General features: G+C 65.9%; 19 protein-coding genes. 12 read left to right on the plus strand and 7 right to left on the minus strand.

Annotated elements, in window-relative coordinates; genetic code table 11:
- Positions 1–14: 14 nt before the first annotated feature.
- Genes FJU11_RS15250 through FJU11_RS15260 form a run of 3 tightly spaced genes read right to left on the minus strand, consistent with a single transcriptional unit; the run spans position 15 to position 3,081 of the window.
- The gene (locus tag FJU11_RS15250) at positions 15–971 is read right to left on the minus strand and encodes a PDR/VanB family oxidoreductase (protein ID WP_141167937.1); all 957 of its coding nucleotides are present in this window, start codon (positions 969–971) and stop codon (positions 15–17) included.
- A complete protein-coding gene (locus FJU11_RS15255) occupies positions 968–2,005 on the minus strand; it encodes a 3-hydroxybutyryl-CoA dehydrogenase (protein ID WP_235891055.1) in 1,038 nt (345 codons plus the stop codon). The genes FJU11_RS15250 and FJU11_RS15255 overlap by 4 nt, the downstream gene beginning before the upstream one ends.
- Positions 2,002–3,081 (minus strand): NAD/NADP-dependent octopine/nopaline dehydrogenase family protein, encoded by a 1,080-nt coding sequence (locus FJU11_RS15260; RefSeq protein WP_141167938.1) that lies wholly within the window; start codon positions 3,079–3,081, stop codon positions 2,002–2,004. Before FJU11_RS15260 ends, FJU11_RS15255 begins: the two co-directional genes overlap by 4 nt.
- 217 nt (positions 3,082–3,298) lie before the next feature.
- On the opposite strand from FJU11_RS15260, the gene FJU11_RS15265 reads away from it, so the two are divergent.
- From FJU11_RS15265 to FJU11_RS15305, 9 genes are all read left to right on the plus strand, one after another.
- Entirely contained in the window at positions 3,299–4,063 is a 765-nt protein-coding gene (locus FJU11_RS15265; RefSeq protein WP_235891056.1) for an SDR family NAD(P)-dependent oxidoreductase, read from the plus strand.
- Complete coding sequence (locus FJU11_RS15270) at positions 4,060–4,590, plus strand: MarR family winged helix-turn-helix transcriptional regulator (RefSeq protein WP_141167940.1); 531 nt, start codon at positions 4,060–4,062, stop codon at positions 4,588–4,590. Before FJU11_RS15265 ends, FJU11_RS15270 begins: the two co-directional genes overlap by 4 nt.
- Positions 4,587–5,423, plus strand: a complete 837-nt coding sequence (locus FJU11_RS15275; RefSeq protein ID WP_141167941.1) for an enoyl-CoA hydratase family protein — start codon at positions 4,587–4,589, stop codon at positions 5,421–5,423. Before FJU11_RS15270 ends, FJU11_RS15275 begins: the two co-directional genes overlap by 4 nt.
- Before the next feature lie 2 nt (positions 5,424–5,425).
- A complete protein-coding gene (locus FJU11_RS15280; RefSeq protein WP_141167942.1) occupies positions 5,426–6,616 on the plus strand; it encodes an acyl-CoA dehydrogenase family protein in 1,191 nt (396 codons plus the stop codon).
- Between the two features lie 20 nt (positions 6,617–6,636).
- Positions 6,637–7,065, plus strand: coding sequence for a RidA family protein (locus FJU11_RS15285; protein WP_235891057.1), 429 nt, complete (start codon positions 6,637–6,639; stop codon positions 7,063–7,065).
- 329 nt (positions 7,066–7,394) lie between these two features.
- Positions 7,395–8,330, plus strand: a complete 936-nt coding sequence (locus FJU11_RS15290; protein WP_141167943.1) for a cupin domain-containing protein — start codon at positions 7,395–7,397, stop codon at positions 8,328–8,330.
- Positions 8,327–9,721, plus strand: coding sequence for a lipopolysaccharide biosynthesis protein (locus FJU11_RS15295; protein ID WP_141167944.1), 1,395 nt, complete (start codon positions 8,327–8,329; stop codon positions 9,719–9,721). The genes FJU11_RS15290 and FJU11_RS15295 overlap by 4 nt, the downstream gene beginning before the upstream one ends.
- Positions 9,721–10,926: a GNAT family N-acetyltransferase gene (locus FJU11_RS15300; protein ID WP_141167945.1), complete on the plus strand. Its 1,206-nt coding sequence runs from the start codon at positions 9,721–9,723 to the stop codon at positions 10,924–10,926. Before FJU11_RS15295 ends, FJU11_RS15300 begins: the two co-directional genes overlap by 1 nt.
- Before the next feature lie 179 nt (positions 10,927–11,105).
- Entirely contained in the window at positions 11,106–12,653 is a 1,548-nt protein-coding gene (locus FJU11_RS15305; RefSeq protein WP_235891058.1) for a DUF2778 domain-containing protein, read from the plus strand.
- Between the two features lie 46 nt (positions 12,654–12,699).
- On the opposite strand, the gene FJU11_RS15310 is transcribed toward FJU11_RS15305, so the two are convergent.
- The 4 genes from FJU11_RS15310 to FJU11_RS15325 are packed head-to-tail and all read right to left on the minus strand — an operon-like array spanning position 12,700 to position 16,715.
- Complete coding sequence (locus FJU11_RS15310; RefSeq protein ID WP_141167946.1) at positions 12,700–13,716, minus strand: serine hydrolase domain-containing protein; 1,017 nt, start codon at positions 13,714–13,716, stop codon at positions 12,700–12,702.
- A gap of 27 nt (positions 13,717–13,743) precedes the next feature.
- Positions 13,744–14,655: an N-acetylmuramic acid 6-phosphate etherase gene (locus FJU11_RS15315; protein WP_141167947.1), complete on the minus strand. Its 912-nt coding sequence runs from the start codon at positions 14,653–14,655 to the stop codon at positions 13,744–13,746.
- Between the two features lie 57 nt (positions 14,656–14,712).
- Positions 14,713–15,711 carry an ABC transporter ATP-binding protein gene (locus FJU11_RS15320; protein ID WP_141167948.1) on the minus strand — a complete coding sequence of 333 codons (999 nt, stop codon included), beginning with the start codon at positions 15,709–15,711 and terminating at the stop codon, positions 14,713–14,715.
- Positions 15,708–16,715, minus strand: a complete 1,008-nt coding sequence (locus FJU11_RS15325; protein WP_141167949.1) for an ABC transporter ATP-binding protein — start codon at positions 16,713–16,715, stop codon at positions 15,708–15,710. Before FJU11_RS15325 ends, FJU11_RS15320 begins: the two co-directional genes overlap by 4 nt.
- A gap of 128 nt (positions 16,716–16,843) precedes the next feature.
- On the opposite strand from FJU11_RS15325, the gene FJU11_RS15330 reads away from it, so the two are divergent.
- The 3 genes from FJU11_RS15330 to FJU11_RS15340 are packed head-to-tail and all read left to right on the plus strand — an operon-like array spanning position 16,844 to position 20,221.
- A complete protein-coding gene (locus FJU11_RS15330) occupies positions 16,844–18,355 on the plus strand; it encodes an ABC transporter substrate-binding protein (protein WP_141167950.1) in 1,512 nt (503 codons plus the stop codon).
- Positions 18,356–18,383: 28 nt separating this feature from the next.
- Entirely contained in the window at positions 18,384–19,331 is a 948-nt protein-coding gene (locus FJU11_RS15335) for an ABC transporter permease (RefSeq protein ID WP_141167951.1), read from the plus strand.
- A complete protein-coding gene (locus tag FJU11_RS15340) occupies positions 19,328–20,221 on the plus strand; it encodes an ABC transporter permease (protein ID WP_141167952.1) in 894 nt (297 codons plus the stop codon). The genes FJU11_RS15335 and FJU11_RS15340 overlap by 4 nt, the downstream gene beginning before the upstream one ends.
- The last annotated feature ends 26 nt before the right edge of the window (positions 20,222–20,247 follow it).

Consider the following 20,247-nt stretch of genomic DNA (forward strand, 5'->3'; position numbering starts at 1 on the left):
TTACCTCCTTGCGTTTAGAGATCGAGCACGAGACGCGGCGTCTTCGCGCGCGAGACACAGATCTGCATGACCGTGTTCGAGGCCTTTTCCTCGTCGGAAAGCACCACGTCGCGGTGTTCGGGAATGCCGTCGAGCACCTCGGTCTGGCAGATCCCGCAATCGCCGCGCTGGCAATCGTAGACGATATCGAGGCCGGCGGCCTCCAGCGCCTCGATGATCGTCTGTTCGGGCCCGACGGTCACGACCGCGCCCGTGGAAGCGATCTCGACCTCGAAGCTCCGGTCGCCGCCGACGGGAGGCTGTACGCCGGTGAAGAGCTCGGCATGCAGGCGTTCGGCGGGCCGCCCGGCAAGCGCCCAGGCCGTCTTCGCCGCCTCGATCATCGGCGCCGGACCACAGACATAGATGGCGCCGTCCGACGGCAATGCCTCGATCACCCGTGCGAAGTCCGGGCGCCCCTTTTCCGCGTCGTCGTAATGCACCGTCAGACGATCGCCGCACATGGCCTCGAGCGCTTCCGTGAAGGCGAGCTGGCCCTGCGCGCGGCCGAGATAATGAAGCGTGAAGGGACGCTCGGCCCGGTCGAGCGCCGCGGCCATCGAAAAGAGCGGCGTGATGCCGATGCCGCCGGCGAGAAGCAGCGTCTCGCCTTCGTCTTCGCGAAGCTCGAACTGGTTGATCGGCTGCGAACTCTTCACCGCGTCGCCCGGCCGGCACGCATGGATATAGCGCGACCCACCGGCGCTTTCGTCCTCGAGCCGTGCCGCCACGACGTAGTGGCGCCCCGTTCGCCAGTCGGGATGGTCGATGAGCGAATAGGGCCGGTCGCCGCCTTCCGGCAGGTGAATGCGGATATGCGCACCGGCGTGCCACTCCGTCAGCGTCTCGCCTTCGGGCGCCTCGAGTACCAGCGAACGCACCAGCGGCGCTTCCTCGACGCTCTCGCGCACGGTGAAGGTCAGATCGCTCATGTCGCACCTTCTTCGTTCGCCGTATGCCCCCCGCCGGCGCCGGACGACGGCGGCAGGTGCAGGCTGGCATCCTTCAGACGATCGAGAAAGACGGCCATCCGCTCTCGCCGGTAGCTGGCGATCTCGCGATCACGGTAGTCGTAGAAACCCTGCCCGTCACGCAGTCCGTTGCGCCCGGCGGCCATGTTCTCGCGCACGATCGGCGGCGTGGCGAAGCGGTCCTCGCCGGTCGCATCGGCCATGTAGCGGCTCGCGTGAAAGAGGATGTCGCCGCCGCCCCAGTCGATGAATTCGAGAAGGCCGAGCACGGAGAAGCGGTAGCCGAAGCCGTATCGCACCGCCTTGTCGACGTCCTCGGCGGACGCCACGCCCTCCTCGACGAGACGGGCGGCCTCGTTCATCGCCAGCACCTGAAGCCGCGGCACGATGTAGCCGGGCGAAGCCTTGCAGGTGACGGGCACCTTGCCGATCGCCTCCAGGAATGCGTTCACCGCCGAAAGAACGGCTTCGTCCGTCTCTTCGCAGGGGCTCACCTCGACGAGCGGGACGAGATAGGCCGGGTTCAACCAGTGTGCATTCAAAAAGCGGTCGGGTCGCCCGCTCCACGCAGCGAGTTGCGTGGAAAGATAGGTCGAGGTGGTCGAGGCGACGATCGCCGTCTCTCTCGCAAGCCGGTCGATTTCGGCGAGCGCGTCGCGCTTTGCCTCGTCGGTCTCCGGCACCGCCTCGAAGACGAGATCGGCCGTAGCCAGAGCGTCGCCGGCTTCGGATCGTGCGTAAAGATGGACGCGCTCGAGGATCGCGCCGATCGCCGAGGCCTCGAAACCGCCGATATCCGCGAGTGCCGAAAGCGACGCATGGACCTCCGCCTTCGCCTGTTCGCGATAGGCCGTCCACGCCTCGTGCGAACGCGTGCGCGAATCGATCAGTGCGACTTCGTATCCAGCATAGGCAAGGCAATGGCCAATGCCGCGGCCCATCCGCCCGGCGCCGTAGCAGGCAATCGTCGCGATCTCCGGCACCGTCCGCGTCATGGGCCCTCCGCAAGCATCGCCTTGAGGTCCGCCGGACTGTAGTCGGCGAGACCGAGCGTTTCGACGGTCCGTCCGTTCGCGCGCAGATCCTCGCCGGTGACCGCGCTCGCGATCGACAAGAGCCCGGCCGCGACGGGACACGGCGTCCCGCTCCACTCGCCGAGCGAAACGAGAAGCGCCAGACCCATCGCGATGTCCTCGCGCATGTAGCGATGGGACTCGAAGTCGAGCGTCTCGTGCCAGTCCCCCGAGTCGACCAGCCGGTCGTGGGCGAGATGGCCATACATCCAGTTCGAGGTCTCGTAGTGATCGGCGAGCGGGAAATGCGGCGGCGCGTAGCCGAGCCGTTCGCGGATGGCGATACGCTCGCCGTCGAGCGCGCCGTGAACACGGCGGATCGAGAGCTGGGTGCCTTCGTTGTGGATATCCCACCGGTCGAAATGCTCGATCGGCCCGGCGTTCATCAGGATGAGCGGCGGGTGGATGATCGGCCCGGCATTCATCAGGGCACCCGACAGCCCGTCCTCGACGGGTTCGATCGCGTTCGGGAAGGCTTCGGCCACGACCTTCAGCGCTTCCTCGCTGCGCCGCGCCGGGACGACGCCGGTCGGCAGGCGGCTTGCCCGTGTCGTGATCGCGACCGTGCCGGCATCGCGCTTGCGCGCAAGCCATGGCAACGTTCCGGTCTCGGCGATCATGATCGCGGCGTTACACCCCTTCGCCCTCAAGGCGGCGAGCATGGCATAGGAGCCGAACGTGCCGGGCGGCAGGAAGATGACCTGGTCGTCCGTCAGATGCGGTGCGAGCCGCTCCGCGAGATCGGCCTGCGCGAAGGCTGGAAGCGGCGCGACGATCAGCGCGGCACCATCGACCGCCTCGCCGATATCGTCGGTGATGCGATCGGGGCGAACCTCGCGCTCACCCTTGGAGTCGCGCAGGATCAGCGCGCCACGCTCGGCTACGGGGCCGAAATCGCGATAGTTGCGACGCCAGAAACGAACCTGGTGGCCCGCCTCCGCGAGATCGGCGACTGCGGCGTAACATCCGTTTCCACCGCCAAGCACTGCAATTTTCATCGCGTACGGCCCTCGTTCCCAACGCAGTAAAAGCTTTAGACTTAAAACTTTCAACCCCAAAACGAGCGAAGGTTTACCGCCTGCGTTTCCCCTTCATCCGCCGGCAACGCCATCCGGCGGGACGAAGGCGGTTTCGGCATCCGGCGAACTGTCCTATTGATGGGGCATCGCTGATTGTTTAAACCTAAAACAAATTCGCCCACATCGGATCACGCTGTTGTCAAACCCTTCGCGCACCGCTCACGCCCTCGTCTCGGGCGGCACACGCGGCCTCGGCTATGCGATCGCCGGAGGCCTCGTGGAGGCCGGCTATCGCGTCACCGTGCTCGGGCGCAGGGCGGAAAGCGCGGCGACCGCGGCGGCGGCTTTGGGCGCGGCCGGCCACGTCCACGCCGACGTTCGCGACCGCGAAGCGCTGGAAGCCGCGCTTGCCGAGGCCGTAAACGGGCACGGACCCGTCGAGGTACTCGTCAACAATGCCGGCAGCGCCGAGACGGCCCCCTTCCGACGGACGAGCGTGGACCAGCTTCGTTCCATGATGGCGCTCAACGTCGAGCCGCTTCTCACCGCCATGCAGTTCGTCCTGCCTGGCATGGTCGAGGCGGGTTTCGGGCGTATCGTCACCGTCGCTTCGACGGCGGGCTTGAAGGGCTACGCCTACGCCTCCGCCTATTGCGCTTCCAAGCACGCCGCCGTCGGACTAACACGCGCCGTGGCGCTGGAAACGGCAGGAACCGGCGTCACGGTCAATGCCGTTTGCCCGGGCTATGCCGATACCGACATGATCCGTCAGTCGATCGACGCACTGCACGAAAAGACCGGCCGCCCAAAGGAGGAGCTTCTCGGCAATTTCACGCGCCAGAACCCCATGGGCCGGTTGATCGACCCGGTGGAGGTTGCGGGTACGGTGGTGTGGTTGGCCGGAGCGAACGCCTCGGCTATCACCGGGCAGGCCGTTCCCGTTGCCGGAGGAGAACTATGAACAAGCACGAGCGCCAGCTTTCGGCGCATATCGACGCCGAGTCGGCGCTGCAGGAAAATCCGAGCGACCATCGCAGCGAACTGCGTCTCTGGCTGCGCCTGCTCACCTGTTCGAACCTCATCGAGACGGAGATACGCCGGCGCCTGCGCGAACGGTTCGACACGACTCTTCCGCGCTTCGATCTGATGGCGCAGCTTTTTCGCAGCGAGGACGGCGTGCTTCTCGGTGAACTGTCCCAGCGCATGATGGTCTCGAACGGCAACGTGACCGGCCTCGTCGAACGGCTGGTGCAGGAGGGGCTGATCGAGCGGCAGGTAAGCGAGACCGACCGGCGTTCGGTTCGCGTGCGCATGACGCCGCACGGCCACAGCGAATTCGCGGTCATGGCCGACGCGCATGCGGACTGGATCGCCGAACTGCTCGGCGATCTGAGCGAGAACGACCGCGAACGGCTGTGGCGCCGGCTCGGCGACGTGAAGCGCTCGGTGCGCAACGCGACGATGCCCGGCGAGGGAGGCAAGAAATGATGAAACGACAAAGCGAGGCCCGCGCGCCGCTTTCCGACTATCGGCCGGAACATTTTCAGCTCGCCGTCGAAGGCGCGATCGCGACGATCACGCTCGACCGCCCGGAGAAGAAGAACCCCCTCACCTTCGAATCCTACGCCGAACTGAGGGATACGTTCCATGCACTGCGCTTCGACGAAACGATCACCACGGTCGTCGTCACCGGTGCCGGCGGCAATTTCTCCTCGGGGGGCGACGTCTTCGAGATCATCGAGCCGCTGACAAAGCTCGAAGCGGCCGATCTCCACGCCTTTACGACGATGACCGGCGATCTCGTCAAGGAGATGCGCGCCTGCCCGCAGCCGATCGTCGCCGCGGTCGAGGGCGTGTGTGCCGGCGCCGGCGCAATTGTCGCCATGGCGAGCGACATGCGCGTTGCCGGCGAAGGCGCCAAGACCGCCTTTCTGTTCAACCGGGTCGGCCTTGCGGGCTGCGATATGGGGGCCTGCGCCCTGCTTCCGCGCATCGTCGGCCAGGGTCGCGCCAGCGAATTGCTTTATACCGGACGCTTCATGTCCGCAGAGGAAGGCGAGTGCTGGGGCTTCTACAACCGGATCGTCGGCAAGGGCGAAGCGCTCGCGAGCGCCAAGGACCTTGCCGGTGCGCTCGCAAGCGGCCCGGCTTACGCCAATTCGCTGACGAAGCGGATGCTTCACACGGAATGGGCGATGAGCGTCGACGCGGCGATCGATTCCGAAGCGATCGCCCAGGCACTCTGCATGAAGACGGCGGACTTCCGACGCGCATTCGAGGCGTTCGCCGCCAAGACGAAGCCCGTTTTCGAGGGAAACTGACGGTGATCGATCCGCGCTTCCTCGACTGGCCGTTCTTCGAACCGCGCCACCGCGCGCTGGCCGAAAAGGCGGCGGAATGGGCGGCGACGAACGTCGCCTCTCTCGTCGACCATGGCGAGGTGGACGCGAGCTGTCGGCGGCTCGTGCGTGCCATGGGCGAAGCGGGCTTCCTCGCCTATGCCGCGCCGGAAGACGGCCGCTTCGACGTGCGCTCGATCTGCATCCTGCGCGAGACCTTCGCCCGCTTCGACGGGCTCGCCGACTTCGCCTTCGCCATGCAGGGGCTCGGCAGCGCAGCGATTACGCTTGCCGGCGACGACGCCATGAAGGCGCGCATCCTGCCGGACGTGCGTGCCGGACGCTCGATTACGGCCTTCGCCCTGAGCGAACCGGCGGCAGGCTCCGACGTCGCCAACATAGCGCTTTCCGCAACGCCTGCGGGCAACGACACGATCCGTCTCGACGGCGAGAAGACGTGGATCTCGAACGGTGGCATCGCCGATCATTACGTCGTCTTTGCGCGCACCGGCGAAGCACCGGGCGCCCGCGGTCTTGCGGCGTTCTCCGTGCCGGCCGACACGCCGGGCCTGACGATCGCCGAGCGTCTGGACACGATTGCCCCGCATCCGCTCGCCCGGCTTCGCTTCGACGACTGCCGCATTCCGGCCGATCACCGGATCGGGCAGGCCGGCAAGGGCTTTCGCCTCGCGATGACGACGCTCGACATCTTTCGCGCGAGCGTCGGCGCGGCCGCACTCGGCTTCGCCCGTCGCGCACTCGCCGCCACGATCGAACGTGCGCGCACCCGCGAACTCTTCGGCGCGCCGCTTGCCGACATGCCGACCACACAGACCGCGCTCGCGGAAATGGAATGCGAGGTCGATACCTCGGCCCTCCTCGTCTACCGCGCGGCATGGACGCGCGATGCCGGCGCCGAGCGCATTACTCGCGAGGCGGCGATGGCCAAGCTGATCGCGACCGAGCACGCGCAACGCGTCATCGACCGCGCGGTGCAGCTTCACGGCGGCGACGGAGTGCGCGCAGGCAGCGTGCCGGAAACGCTCTACCGCGAGATCCGGGCGCTGCGCATCTACGAAGGGGCGAGCGAGGTGCAGAAGCTCATCATCGCCCGGCAGATGCTGACGCGCGCCGAGGCCGCCGAGACATCGGCAGATACCGAACGAACACGATAATCGATCAGGAGACCCGACCATTGGATGCGAAGGACGAGGGCACGCGGGACGACGAAGTCTTCCGGATTCTCCAGCCGGGCGGCTGGAAGAAGCCGCGCGGGTATTCCAACGGCGTGATGGCGCGCGGTACCGTCGTCATGACGGGCGGGCTGATCGGCTGGGACGGCGATGAAACGCTCGCGGACGGCTTTCTCGCACAGGTAGACCAGACGCTCGCCAACATCGTCGCCGTGCTGGCCGAGGCGGATGCAAAACCGAACCATCTGGTGCGCCTGACCTGGTACGTTCGCAGCATCGAGACCTATCGCGCCTCGCTGCGTGACCTCGGCGGCATCTACCACGACCGGATCGGACGGCATTATCCGGCCATGGCCCTCGTCGAGGTCGCCAATCTGGTCGAGCCCGACGCTCTGGTCGAGATCGAGGCGACGGCGATCGTTCCGGACTGAGACCGCTTCGAGCGGCCTGTCGAAGGTTCGCCGGCCCATGCTTGCGGATGCGCGCACCTGCCCATCGCCCGGCATGGAGCAGTACGCATGACGTCGCCACAGCAGGCGAAAGCGTTTGCCCCGCTCTGCGACGTCAGGCGTTGCGAGCGGCCGCATCCGGCCGCTTCCTTGTCCGTAAACCGTAGAAAAACCGCCGTTGTCTCAAATGTGATCGATGCGTTTGGGCAAATGGAAACGGTGTTCGTGCCACTCTTCCCGTCGTCGAAGAACTCCGCGCTGCGGCGCGGGGGATCGCTTCGCTGTCTGCAACGAGAAGAGGGGCCCGATTCATGACCGCGACGGCTGAGGAACGAGAGATCATCGCAGACTGGCAGCCGCGCCATGCCGCGCTCTTCGGTCATGAACGCCTGAAGCTCAATCACCGCCTGCGCGAAACCGGCCTCTTCAGCCGGTCCGCGCTCGGAAGGCTGATCGAGCAGTGCCCGCCGGAAGAACTCGGGCTGGAATCCATGTGTCACGAGACGGACAAGCCCGACCGTATCCAGGGCGAGCTCGGCGGGTCTAGCGGCGAGGACGCCATCCGCGCGATCGAGAAGGGCCGCATGTGGATGAACGTGCGCCGCATCATGGACTGGTCGCCGGAATACCGCGCCCTGCTCGATCAGGTGTTCGACGAATTCGAACGGCGCATGCCGGGCTTTTCGACGTTCAAGCGCAACATCGGCGTGCTGATCTCCTCGCCGAACGCCAAGGTCTATTACCACGCCGACATTCAGGGCCAGTCGCTCTGGCAGATCGAGGGGCAGAAGAGCGTCTTTCTCTATCCCCGCTCCTCGGTCTTCATGGACGATCGGAACATCGAGAAGATCCTGCTTCGAGAGACGGACGAGGATCTGCCCTACGAGCTCTGGTACGACGACTACGCCGACGAGATCGTTCTGAAGCCGGGCGAGATGATCACTTGGCCGCTCTACGCGCCGCACCGCGTACAGAACCACGATTGCCTGAACATCTCGGTGACGATGGAGCACTGGACGCGCGAGATCCGCAACGCCTATGCCGTCCACTACGGAAACGGCGTCATGCGGCGCACGCTCGGCATCAAGAACGCCTCGACGCGCGATCGCGGCCTTCACGTCTATCCGAAGGCGGCCTCCGCGCTGCTGTGGAAGCGGCTCGGCCGCCAGACGAGCGGCGACGTCGTCAAGCAACGTCATTTTCGTATCGACGCCGACGCGCCCGAGGGCCTCGTGACCTACGCATGAAGATGCCGGTCGACACGGTTTCGGGCGACGGCGGCAAGGGCAGACGAACCACCGGCGGGTTGACGCGACGCGTGACGCGGTTGCTCGCCGACCGCAACCTTGCCGACATGGCGGGCGCGTTCGCCATCAAGACAGGCATGGTCGCGGTCAATTTCGCGCTGATCACGCTTGCTGCCCGCGTTCTCGGCCCCACCCGTTTCGGCATCTATTCGATGGTGTTCTCCGCCGTCGGTCTGGTCGCCGTGGTGGCAACCTTCGGCCAGCAGATATTCCTGCTTCGCGCCTGGAACGAGCACGTCGCGACCGACGACGGTCCCGGCCTGAAAGCGTCGCTGACGTTTTCCGCGACACTCGTACTCGCGGGGTGCGTCCTTGCCTTCCCGGCACTCGGCGGCACGCTTTACGTGGCGCACGGCACGAGCCTTGCGCTTGCTGCGAGCACCTATCTGGTGATCTTCGTCCTGCTCCAGGCGGTGAACCATCTGGTGCGCACGGCAATCGGCATGATTGCAGGCGACGGGCTCGCGAACTTCGCGATGTTCGTTCCCGCCGTCGTCTATCTGGCCTTCGTGCTCGTTACCGGTGGCGGCTGCGACATCGCGGACATCTTCATGCTGCTCGCACTCGGTGCCGGTGCGGCGCTCGTCACGCAGGTGGCCATGGCCGCCTACCGGATCCGACGGCAGTTTCCCGCCGGCGCGCAGATACGCTCACACACGTTCCGGCGCAGTTGGATACACCGTTCGCTCAAGCTCTGGTTCTCGACGAGCCTGGAGGCCGTCAACCAGTTCCTGGACGTACTTATGATCGGCCTGCTGCTTTCACCGAGCCTTGCCGGCGCGTACTTCGTCACCACGCGCATCGCCAACATCTTTCTCGCGGCGGCCGATTCGGCCAACATCATGACGACGCGACGCATTCCGGACCTCTTCTTTCATCGTCGTTTCGGCGAACTCGCCCGTCTGCTCGACGTCGTCGCCGGCGTGACGCTGGCCGTCATCGTCGTGGGTCTCGTCGCCATTGCGATCGGCGGATCGTGGCTCCTGGTGCTGATCGATCCCGATACCGCCCGCTTCTACCCGTGGCTGCTCGTGCTGTGCCTTGGAACGGCTGCGCTCGCCGCGGCGGGGCCGAGCGCGCCGCTGTTGATGATTACCGGCAACGAAGGTCGATATCTCGCGGTCATCGGCGCCGGCGTTGCGCTGAGGATTGCCGGCTTCGTCGTTCTGACGCCGCTCTTCGGGCTTGCAGGTGCGGCCGTCGCCACGACCGTTTCCTACGTCGCGATCATGCTTCTCCTGCGTGCAGCCGCGATCGGGCGCACGGCGCTCGATCCAACGCCGCTGCGCGTGTTCGCAAAGCATCGGCGCGCGCAGGGAGATACCGCGTGATGACGGAGCGCGTCGAACCCGAATCGCATGGAATGTCGTCGGCCGATACCGTCGAGCGAACCGCTTCCGCGCGCCCGATCGCCATGGCGGATCGTCCGACGACGCTCGATCGCGACACCGGGCTCGTGGTCGGCATCGAGAACGATTTCGATTTCCTCTCGACCGCTTACCGCACGCTCTTCGCACACTCCGTCGCCACGGTGTTCCAGGGGCCGGAATGGCTCGCCTGCATGTACGAAACCCTCGTTCCTGGCCTCGTCGCGCGGCCGCTCGTCATCACCGTTCGCCGCGAGACGGACGGCGCTCTCCTGGCCGTCCTGCCGATGACGATCCAGCGCATGGGCGGCATCCGCATCGCCCAACCGGCCGATCTCGGCGTCTCGGACTACAACGCCGTCGTCTGTTCGCTCGACGTCCTGAAACGCATGGCGGAGAACGCCGATCTGCGCGGGGCGCTGCAGGGTGCCTTCGCGGGCATCGACATCGTCTTCTTCCGCAAGGTGCGCGAGCATGCGACGTTGATCGCCCGTCTGCTCGACTGCCAGGCCAGCACGCCGAACGAAAACAGCACGCACGCCGTCCCCCTCGACGGCGCCGATTTCCAGGACTGGCAGAAGCGCCATCTGAAAAAGCATTTCCGCAAGGATCTTCGCCGCAAGCGACGCCGTATCGAAGAGGCGCACGGTCCCGTGCGCATCGGCGCTATGGAAACGCTGGAACAGGTCGACGCCGCGCTCGACTTCATCCATGCCGAACGCACCGCCCGCTTCGCCGGCGACCTTCTGCACGAACCCGCCTATTTCGCCTTCTACCGTCGGTTCGCGCGCACCGGTTTTCGTACCGGTCGCGCGGTCGCTTACGGTATGACGGCCGGCGACCGTCTGATCGCCGCTGATTTCGGCATGGTCGGCACCGACTTCACCGTCTCGACGCTTTGCGGCGCCGGCCTCAAGACGTATGGCCGCTATTCGCCGGGCATCCAGTCGCTGCTCGGCCTGATCGAAGCGCGCCACGCCCGTGGCGACCGCTATTTCGATCTCGGCATGGGCGACGGGAACTACAAGAGCAATTTCGGCGCCACCGGTTCACCGCTCGTCAACCTGACGAGCGTCGCGACGTTCAGGGGACGTGCGGTCGCAACCGTCTATCACCATGCCAAACCCCTTAAGAGCCTGCTCGTGCGCACATTCCGCGCGGTCCGCTGACGGGCCCGGGCGCCGTGCCTTACCGTTCGTTTACCGCGAGCGAACGAAAAACGGCAAAACATAAAGGACTTGGTTACCCGGTTGGTTGATTCTGGGACCCATGAAATGCGAACGTAAGAACGCTTCGTAGGATCGGGTACGAATGACGGCGGGCATCGGGAATGCCGCCGGGGGATCGAATGTCGAGCGAAACATGCTTCGAGGGGATCGCCGCCGACGGCTGGGCCCTTCAGCCACATGAAGCCGGAGGTTCCGGCCTCGCGCGATATGTCGGCGTGGGCGTCTTCGCTGCGATGGCCGCCGTTGCGGGCGTCGTCGTTCTGAATCCCTCGGTCGTCGACCGCCTGCGTTCCGATCCGATGATCGCCGCCGCACTCATGCGCGATCACAGCTCCGAAACCCTCGAGACGGCAAGCCTCGCGCCCGATACGGACCTGCCGCGGCCCTCGCCCGGCGTCACGCTGGTGCGCACAAGCCGGGTCACGCGCCCGCATGAACAATTCCATGCGCCGCGCGGCATGAAGACCATCGCCCTTTCACGCTCGGGACGGCCCGTGAGTGCGCCCATCGCATCATCGGAGAGCGCGGCGCTCGTCGAGCCGGCGCTTTCCGACGATGCGAAGCGGACGATCCGCTCGGCGATGGCGGGAGGTTCCACCTTCCCGAACCTCGCTCGCGGCCTGCAACCTTCGCACGTGCCCGTTCCGACACCGGCGCCCGAACTTTCGCTTCCGAACGCCGGACCCGAACTGGCCGAGGCTGCCGTCCCGGCGGCCGAGCCTGCATCGGCGGCGCAACCGGTCGAAGGAAGCGAGCCGGTCGTCGCGGAGGCGGTCGGGCCCGAAGTGGATACCGTTCCCCTGCCCCTTGGCAGGCCGAACGAGCCGGCTGCGGAGAACCCGGCAGCGACCGCCATCGAGGTCGCCGTCGCCGAGCCCGTGACCACGCCGGTCGAGACCGAGACGGTAGAGGATGTCCCGGCGCCGCTCCCGGACGCACCACTTCCCTCTTCCCGTCCGCAGCCGAACTTGACGGCACAGCCCGCGCTTACGGCCGAGCCGACGGCACCGGAAAACTACGAGCTGGCCTACGCCAAGCCCGAGACCGTGACACCCGAAACGATCCGGCCGGAAACCGTCAGGCCCAAGATCGCCGCGCCGAAGATCGTCGAACGGAAAGTCGCGACACCGAAGATCGCGAAGCTGGAAACCGTACGGCCCGAACCGGCTGCGCCGGAAGCGGCCGCACCAAAACGCAACGGCAACTTTCTAAGCCGGCTCTTCGGCTTTTCGCACAAGTCGCATCTGGCGAACGTCGGCACCAACGTCGCCGTCTACTCGATCAAGGACGCGACGGTCTACCTGCCGGGCGGCGAGACCCTCGAAGCCCACTCCGGCATGGGCCGGATGACCGACGATCCGCGCTACACGCGCGCCAAGAACCACGGTCCGACGCCGGTGAACGTCTACAATCTGACGATGCGCCGGCACCTCTTCCACGGCGTGCAGGCCGTGCGCATGCTGCCGGCCGACGGTCAAAAGAAATACGGCCGCGACGGCTTCCTTGCCCATACCTACATGCTGGCCGGCCGGCCCGGCGAGTCCAATGGCTGCGTGGTGTTCAAGAACTATTCGAAGTTCCTGAAGGCCTTCAAGAACGGCAAGATCAACCGGATGGTCGTGGTCGCCGACCTTTCCGACCTGCCCACGCAGGTCGCCTCGCGCTGATCGGCAAACGGTCGAACAGAGCGCTTCCGCATAAGCCTGAACCGCTTTAGCCGGCCGCGTCAGAAACCGCGTTTCCGGTCTCGACGCGCAACGCCGCGATGCCGGTTTCGCGGTGGCGGGTCGGGTGCACGCGGTTGGTCAGCAGCGTCCAGGCGAGCCCGCTCTCGAAATCGATCCAGAGCCCCGTTCCGGTGAAGCCGGTATGGCCGATCGTATCCACCGAGCACGCCTCCCCGCCGTGCCAGCCGGCATAGCGGCTTTGCCAGCCGAGCGTTCGGTCGTTGAAGACGGGCGTGCGCATGGCTTCGAGCATCGCGGGCGAGCAGGCGCTGCCGTCGAGCAGCGTGCTTGCAAAACCCAGCACGCCGTCCACCGTGCCGAACAGGCCGGCATGGCCGGAAGCGCCGCCGAGCGCGAAGGCGTTCTCGTCGTGGACCTCACCCTTCAGGACGCGCCTTCGCCACGTGCACTGCTCGGTGGCGACCGCCGGGCCCGGCGGCTGGCCGTAGCGAAGGCTTTCGCCCAACGGAAGGTCGTTCAGACGACCACCCGTCAGCCGTTCGATCGCGATACCGAGCAGGATGAAGTTGATGTCGGAATAGACGCTCGGCCCCGGTTTCCAGGCGCGCTGAAGTACGAAAGCGCGCAGTGTGTCCGGGTCGCTGCCATAGGTATAGATGGGTTCGACGCCGGGCAGATGGGTGGCGTGCGTCAGGCATTGGCGAAAGGTGAGCCTGCGTTCGGGCGCGCCGGCCGTATCGTATTGGCGAAGATCGGGTATCGCGCTCGCGAGCGTCGCGTCGAGGTCGATCGTGCCCTGTTCGGCAAGCCGGATGACAGCCGGCGTCGTCGCGATGACCTTGGTCAGCGATGCGAGGTCGAACCAGTGCTCGCGCGTCAAGGCTTCGTGTTCCGGCTCGCGGGCAGCCGCACCGGCAAAGCGCACGGCGCGCTTTCCCTCGCGTGTGACGACGCCGAGCGCGGCACATGGAATGGCGCCGCTGTCGACCGCTCGCGCCGCCGGTGCGAAGGCGCGCTCGACGATGTCCTCAGGTTCGTGCATCGGCTTCCCCCTGCGACATCGAGATCGTCACGCCCTGGCCTCGCCGAGTGCTGCACCGAGATCGCCATCGCATTCGACGAGCATCGCCTTCGCTTGCGACAGGGCGTGCCCGTGAGCGACGAGGATGGCCGTCTTCAGATCGTATTTCGTGGTTTCCAGCGCACGTTCGGCGCCATCCGCGTCGCATCCGGCAAGATCCATCACCATGGCGACGGCCCGCCGGCGAAGCTTGGCGTTCGTGGTGCGCATGTCGACCATGCGTCCACGATAGACCTTGTTAAGCCGCACCATGATCCCCGTCGAAAGGATGTTCAGCGCGATCTTCTGGCTCGTGCCGGCGGCCATGCGCGTCGAGCCGGCGAGAACCTCGGCGCCCGTCGAAAGCTCGATCGCCTCTTCGCTCGTGGCCGCAAGCGGCGAACCTTTATTGTTGGCGATGCCGACGGTAAGTGCGCCGGCCCGCTTGGCAGCTTCCACCGCTGCGATCGTGTAGGGCGTCGTACCGCTGGCCGCGAGCGCGAAGACGACGTCGTCCGGCCCGCATGCCATGTCCGCGATCCCGTTCGCCCCCGCCTCGATATCGTCCTCGGCGCCTTCTCTTGCCACCATCAGGCTTTCCGAACCGCCGGCGAGAAGGAAGACCAGCCGCTCCATCGGCCAGTTGAAGGTAGGATGAAGCTCCGCACCGTCCTGAACGGCGATGCGCCCGGATGTGCCCGCCCCGACATAGACGATGCGCCCATTGCCCGACCGCAGACGTTTGGATGCGCGTTCGATCACGCGCGTCAAAGCCGGAACGGCGTCGGCGATTGCGGTGAACGCCGTATTCTGCCCTTCAAGCAGCGCGTTCGTCAGCGCCTCGCCCTCGAGACGTTCGAGACTACCGTATCGCGCATTCGCGCTTTCGGTGGCTACCGCATTCGGTTCATCGTCGGACATCGTCGCTCGTCGTTCCAATCTGCATTCACATCGGTCAGTCGTTGCTTACTTACCGGATCATGTACCGCCCGGAACGGGATCGCCGGCAAAATGGCATGCGGCCAGACGGCCTTCATCCGCCTGCCCGATATCCTTTTCCAAACGCCGGCGCAGCAGGGCCGGTTCTTCATGCCGGCATAGTTCTTCAGCCATGAAGCAGCGCGGATGGAATGCGCAGCCCGAAGGGCGGTGTGCCGGATCCGGCAGTTCGCCGGAAAGGATGATGCGTTCGCCGCGCTCGGTACGCACAGCCTTCTTCGGCGGCACCGGGATCGCCGAGAGAAGCGCCCGCGAATACGGATGACGCGGGTCCTTGAAGAGAGCGCGCGTCTTACTCGCCTCGACGACGCGGCCCATGTACATGACCTCCGTCCGGTCGCACAGGTGGCGCACGACGGAAAGGTCGTGACTGATGAAGACGATCGAGAGATCGAGCTCCTTCCGCAACCGGGCGAGGAGGTTGATGATCTGCGACTGGATGGAGACGTCCAGCGCCGAAACCGATTCGTCGGCGACGATGACTTCGGGAGAAAGGGCGAGCGCGCGTGCGATGGCAATGCGCTGGCGCTGGCCGCCGGAGAACTCGTGCGGCAATCGATCGCCGGCGCTCGTCGGCAGCCCGACGATTTCCAGCAGCTCGCGCACGCGCGCATCGACCCCCTTGCGACCATGGACGACCAGCGGCTCGCCGACGATCGTGCGAACGCGGTGACGGGGATTGAGCGAACCGAACGGGTCCTGAAAGACGATCTGGATGCGCGCACGAGCACGCATCAGCGCGCGGCCGCGTGCCGTCGTCAGATCGGTGTCGCCGAGCCGGACCGAGCCTGAATCCGGCTCCTCGAGCCGCATCACCGAACGGGCGAGCGTGCTCTTGCCGCACCCCGATTCGCCGACGATGCCGAGGATCTCGCCGCGTTCGAGGTCGAGACTGACCCCATCGAGCGCCCGCACGCGACCGCCATCGGCCGCCGGATAGGTCTTCACCAGATCGCGCACTTCGAGGATGTTGGTCATGGCACGGGGTTCCAGCACCATGCCTTGTGCGCGCCACGCTCGACGAGCGGTGGGCGTTCCTCGCGGCACCGCTCCGTCGCGTGCGCGCACCGTTCGACGAAGGCGCAACCGGGCGGCCGGGCGCCCGGTGGCGGCACCATGCCGGGAATGGCGGGCAACTCGATATCGCAACCCTCCTCGCCGCCTGGAACCGTGTCGAGAAGCGCGTCGGTGTAGCGGTGCAGCGGTGCGTGGAAGAGCGCGTCGACCGGTCCCGTCTCGACGATGCGTCCGGCATACATCACCGCCGCGCGGTCGCAGGTTTCCGCCACGACGCCGAGATCGTGCGTGACGAAGACGCAGCCCATCGAGAATTCCTTCTGCATGCGCTTGATGAGTTCGAGGATCTGCGCCTGGATCGTCACGTCGAGCGCCGTCGTCGGTTCGTCGGCGATCAGGACGGCGGGCTGGCAGGCGAGCGCCATGGCGATCATCACGCGCTGTCGCTGGCCACCGGACATCTGGAACGGATAGCGCCGGCGATGCGCCTCGGGCAGCCCGACGAGCGCGAGGAGTTCGCCGACCCGCGCTTCGACCGCCGCCCGTTTCATGTCGCGATGAAGGCTCAGCGCCTCGCCGATCTGTTCGCCGACCCGCAGGACCGGGTTCAGCGACGTCATCGGCTCCTGAAAGATCATCGAGACGTGGTCGCCGCGCACGTCGTCCATCTGCGTATCGTCGAGCGCCAGCAGATCCCGGCCTTCCAGAAGGATGGCTCCGCCGGCGACCGCGACGCCCGGCTTCGGCAGGAGACCGAGCACGGCAAGCGCCGTCACGGTCTTGCCGCAACCCGATTCGCCGACGAGGCCGAGCGTCTCGCCGCGCGCGAGCGAAAAGCTCACATCCTCGACGAGCGCGCCGGCCGATGCGGCGAGCGAGAGGTTTCTGACTTCGAGAACGGTATCCGCCGGCGTCCCGGCTTCGGCCGCCGCGGCGTCGTCGCGAAGCTCGGCGCTTTCCGTCAACTGACGCCTCCGAGATCGGCGTTGTAATTGGTATGCATGTGGACTACCCTACGGTCATTCGCCGTGTCGCCGCAAGGCCTGCACCGTCTTTTTGAACGCTTCGCGCGTCGAAGGGAAAGCTTTCGTCCATGATCTCGAAACGTCTCGCCGCTACCTGTCTGGGTGCTGCCGTCGCATTCGCGTGCCTGCCGGCCCTGCCCGCCTCGGCCGCCACGCTCGATATCGCGATGGACACTTCGCCTTCCGGCCTCGACCCGCACATCGTTACGTCGTTCGCCTCCTTTCAGGTGATCCAGGGTACGATCTACGAGGGGCTGACGCGGGTGGACGCCAAGCTCGCCGTCGAGCCCTCGCTTGCGAAGTCGTGGAAGATTTCAGACGACGGAAAGACCTATACGTTCGACCTCCGGCAGGACGTGAAGTTCCACGACGGAAGCGCGATGACCGCCAAGGACGTCGCAGCCAGCCTGAAGCGCGTGGAGGATGTCGACACCGGCTCGCCGCTCGCAAGCCGCATCTCGACCGTCACCTCGATCGAAACGCCCGACGACCATACCGTCGTCCTTCACCTCTCGGAGCCGACCGCACCGCTGCTCGACGCCCTGAGCTCGATCGCGATCGTACCAGCGAAGTATCGCAAGGATACCGATACGCTCCAGCAGACGCCCGAAGGCACCGGACCCTTCAAGTTCGTGAGCTGGCAGCAGAACGTCGGCATCAAGCTTGCCGCCAACAAGAACTACTGGAAGAAGGGCGAGCCCAAGCTCGACGGCGTGAACTTCGACATCGTGCCGGAAGCAGCCACGCGTCAGGTCGGCCTGACGAGCGACAAGTACCAGATGCTCCCCAATATCGACGCCTCGGCGGCGCTGCAGCTCAAGGGCCGTCCGAACGTGAAGCTCGACGATACGGTCGAGCTTTCCTACACGCTGCTCGGCATGAACGTCGACCGCAAGCCGCTTGGCAACCCGAAGGTGCGCGAGGCGATCAACTACGCGATCAATCGCGGCGATCTGGTGAAGGGTGCACTCTTCGGTGCGGGCGTTCCGGCCGGGCCGCTTTCTCCGGCACTCAAGAACTGGGCCGAACCCGTCTCCTCCTTCCCCTGCTATTCGAGCAATCAGGACAAGGCACGCTCCCTGCTCAAGGAAGCCGGCGTTGCCGACGGCACCCAGCTCACGCTTCTCGTGCTGCCGCGCGACGATACGCGCGTCATGGCGCAGATCATCCAGCAGGAGCTTTCGGCCGTCGGCATCACCGTCAAGCTGGAAAGCCCGGAGATCGGCAAGTTCGTGCAGGACTGGCGCAACTCGAACTTCGATCTCTTCATCTCGGCCAACGGCGGATCGGCCGATCCCGACAACTACTTCTACCGCACCTTCCATTCGGGCGGTTCGACGAACGTCTTCAACTACAAGAACGAACAGCTCGACGCGCTCCTCGAAAAGGCGCGCACGCAGACGGACTTGGCCGCTCGCAAGAAGAGCTACGACACGATCCAGGAGATGACGGCGTGCAAGGGTCCGGTCGCGTTCCTGACCTACGCGCAGCTTTATACGGCGATGCGTTCGGACGTCGAGGGCTTCACCATGCGCGCCGACCGTTCGCTGTCGTCGCTCGCCGACGTGACGCTGAAGTAGCACCGCTGCGGCAGGGAACCGCCCACCGATGAAGATGCTTCGTGCCCGGCTTTTCGATCTGGCGATCGTGCTCGTCGGCGTGTCGCTGCTGGCCTTTTCGTTCATCCGCATGATCCCCGGCGACGCCGTGGCGATCATGCTGGGTGCGAATGCCGAGGTGACGCCCGAACGCATCGCGGCGGTGCGCCATCGCCTCGGCCTCGACCAGCCGGTCTACGAACAGTATTTCCATTGGGTCGGCAATGTGGTGCAGGGCGATTTCGGCGCGTCGATCTGGACGGGGAAGCCGGTGCTCCACGAGATCGCCACCCATGCGGGACCGACCGCCGAACTCACCGTCATCGCCCTCTTCCTCGCCGTCGTCCTGGCGGTGCCGACGGGCATTCTGATGGCACGCGTGCGCGGACGCGCCGGCGAACCGGTGATCCAGGCGACCTCCGTCGTCGGCCTGACGATACCGCCGTTCTGGCTCGGCATTCTCCTGATCCTGCTCTTCTCGACGCTCGCGCCGAACCTTTCCATTCTCGGCTACGTCCCGTTCTCGCAGGATCCGCTCGCCAATATTGGCCATCTGCTGCTGCCAGCCTTCGCCCTCAGCCTGCCGATCCTGGCGAACCTCGCGCGGCTCCTGCGCTCCACCCTTCTCGAAGCGCTGCAGCAGGACTATGTGCGCACGGCGCGCGCGAAAGGCGTTTCGGCACGCGGCGCCGTTTATCGCCATGCCCTTCGCAACGCGCTCATCCCCTTCGTCACCAGCGTCGGCATCATGGCCGGCTATCTCTTCGGCGGGGCGATCGTCATCGAACAGGTCTTCACGATACCGGGCCTCGGCCAGCTCATTCTGAGCGCCATCTCGCAGCGCGACTATCCCCTTCTTCAGGGCGCGATCCTGCTCGTCACGCTCGTCTTCGTGCTGGTCAACTTCGTGGTCGACCTGCTCTACGCCGTCATCGATCCGCGGGTATCGCACCGATGAGCCGCATCGAAGACAATGCCCCCGTCGCGGCCGGCGCACCGAAGCGCACGCGCCTTTTCGCCCTGCCGCGCATGCGTCGGCGGTCCGGCCTCTTCCGGTTCGCAGCCTGCCTCGTCGTCTTGGAGATCCTGGTGGCGCTTGCCGCGCCGCTCATCGCCCCCTACGACCCGCTCGCACAGGACATCGTCAACCGTATGTCCGGTCCGAGTGCCGTCCACTGGCTCGGCACCGACCAGATCGGGCGCGACGTGCTGTCCCGTCTCATCTACGGATTGCGCTCGTCGTTGACGATCTCGGCGGCGGCCGTCTTCGTGGCGCTGTTCGTCGGCGGTACGCTCGGGCTTCTCGCCGCCTATTACCGCGGGCTTGCCGAACGCGTCATCATGCGGCTGATGGATATCCTCTTCGCCTTTCCGATCATGCTGCTCGCGATCGGCGTCATCGCCGTGCTCGGTGCGGGCAGCCTGCCGACCGCCCTTGCGATCGCCATCGTCTATTCTCCGATCTTCGCGCGGCTCCTGCGCGGCCCGGCGCTCGCCATCACCCGGAGCGACTACGTCGACGCCGCGCGCTCGATCGGTGCGTCGGACCTGCGCATCATCTTCATGCACATCCTGCCGAACCTCGTCAGCGTCATCCTCGTACAGGTGAGCCTGCTGCTTTCGGCGGCGATCCTCGTCGAAGCGTCCCTCTCCTTCCTCGGCCTTGGCACGCAGCCGCCAACGCCCTCGCTCGGCATGATGCTTTCGCAGGGTCGCAACTTCCTCTTCCTCAATCCGTGGCCGGCGATCTTCTCCGGTCTCGCCATCGTCGTCGTCGCCTTCGGGCTCAACCTCTTCGGCGATGCGCTGCGCGACGAACTGGATCCCCGCCTTCGGGGCGGAAGCTGAAACTTCCGGCCGGGCCGGCCAAGCGC

Source organism: Pararhizobium mangrovi (assembly GCF_006516965.1).
GTDB classification, from domain to species: Bacteria; Pseudomonadota; Alphaproteobacteria; order Rhizobiales; family Rhizobiaceae; genus Pararhizobium_B; species Pararhizobium_B mangrovi.

Excerpts from the sequence above, each read along its gene's own strand:
- FJU11_RS15320 (WP_141167948.1), bottom strand. The coding sequence starts at position 15,711 with ATGACCAACATCCTCGAAGTGCGCGATCTGGTGAAGACCTATCCGGCG.
- FJU11_RS15335 (WP_141167951.1), top strand. The coding sequence starts at position 18,384 with ATGAAGATGCTTCGTGCCCGGCTTTTCGATCTGGCGATCGTGCTCGTC.
- FJU11_RS15250 (WP_141167937.1), bottom strand. The coding sequence starts at position 971 with ATGAGCGATCTGACCTTCACCGTGCGCGAGAGCGTCGAGGAAGCGCCG.
- FJU11_RS15275 (WP_141167941.1), top strand. The coding sequence starts at position 4,587 with ATGATGAAACGACAAAGCGAGGCCCGCGCGCCGCTTTCCGACTATCGG.
- FJU11_RS15270 (WP_141167940.1), top strand. The coding sequence starts at position 4,060 with ATGAACAAGCACGAGCGCCAGCTTTCGGCGCATATCGACGCCGAGTCG.
- FJU11_RS15330 (WP_141167950.1), top strand. The coding sequence starts at position 16,844 with ATGATCTCGAAACGTCTCGCCGCTACCTGTCTGGGTGCTGCCGTCGCA.
- FJU11_RS15260 (WP_141167938.1), bottom strand. The coding sequence starts at position 3,081 with ATGAAAATTGCAGTGCTTGGCGGTGGAAACGGATGTTACGCCGCAGTC.
- FJU11_RS15340 (WP_141167952.1), top strand. The coding sequence starts at position 19,328 with ATGAGCCGCATCGAAGACAATGCCCCCGTCGCGGCCGGCGCACCGAAG.
- FJU11_RS15255 (WP_235891055.1), bottom strand. The coding sequence starts at position 2,005 with ATGACGCGGACGGTGCCGGAGATCGCGACGATTGCCTGCTACGGCGCC.
- FJU11_RS15310 (WP_141167946.1), bottom strand. The coding sequence starts at position 13,716 with ATGCACGAACCTGAGGACATCGTCGAGCGCGCCTTCGCACCGGCGGCG.
- FJU11_RS15290 (WP_141167943.1), top strand. The coding sequence starts at position 7,395 with ATGACCGCGACGGCTGAGGAACGAGAGATCATCGCAGACTGGCAGCCG.
- FJU11_RS15315 (WP_141167947.1), bottom strand. The coding sequence starts at position 14,655 with ATGTCCGACGATGAACCGAATGCGGTAGCCACCGAAAGCGCGAATGCG.
- FJU11_RS15295 (WP_141167944.1), top strand. The coding sequence starts at position 8,327 with ATGAAGATGCCGGTCGACACGGTTTCGGGCGACGGCGGCAAGGGCAGA.
- FJU11_RS15305 (WP_235891058.1), top strand. The coding sequence starts at position 11,106 with ATGTCGAGCGAAACATGCTTCGAGGGGATCGCCGCCGACGGCTGGGCC.
- FJU11_RS15300 (WP_141167945.1), top strand. The coding sequence starts at position 9,721 with ATGACGGAGCGCGTCGAACCCGAATCGCATGGAATGTCGTCGGCCGAT.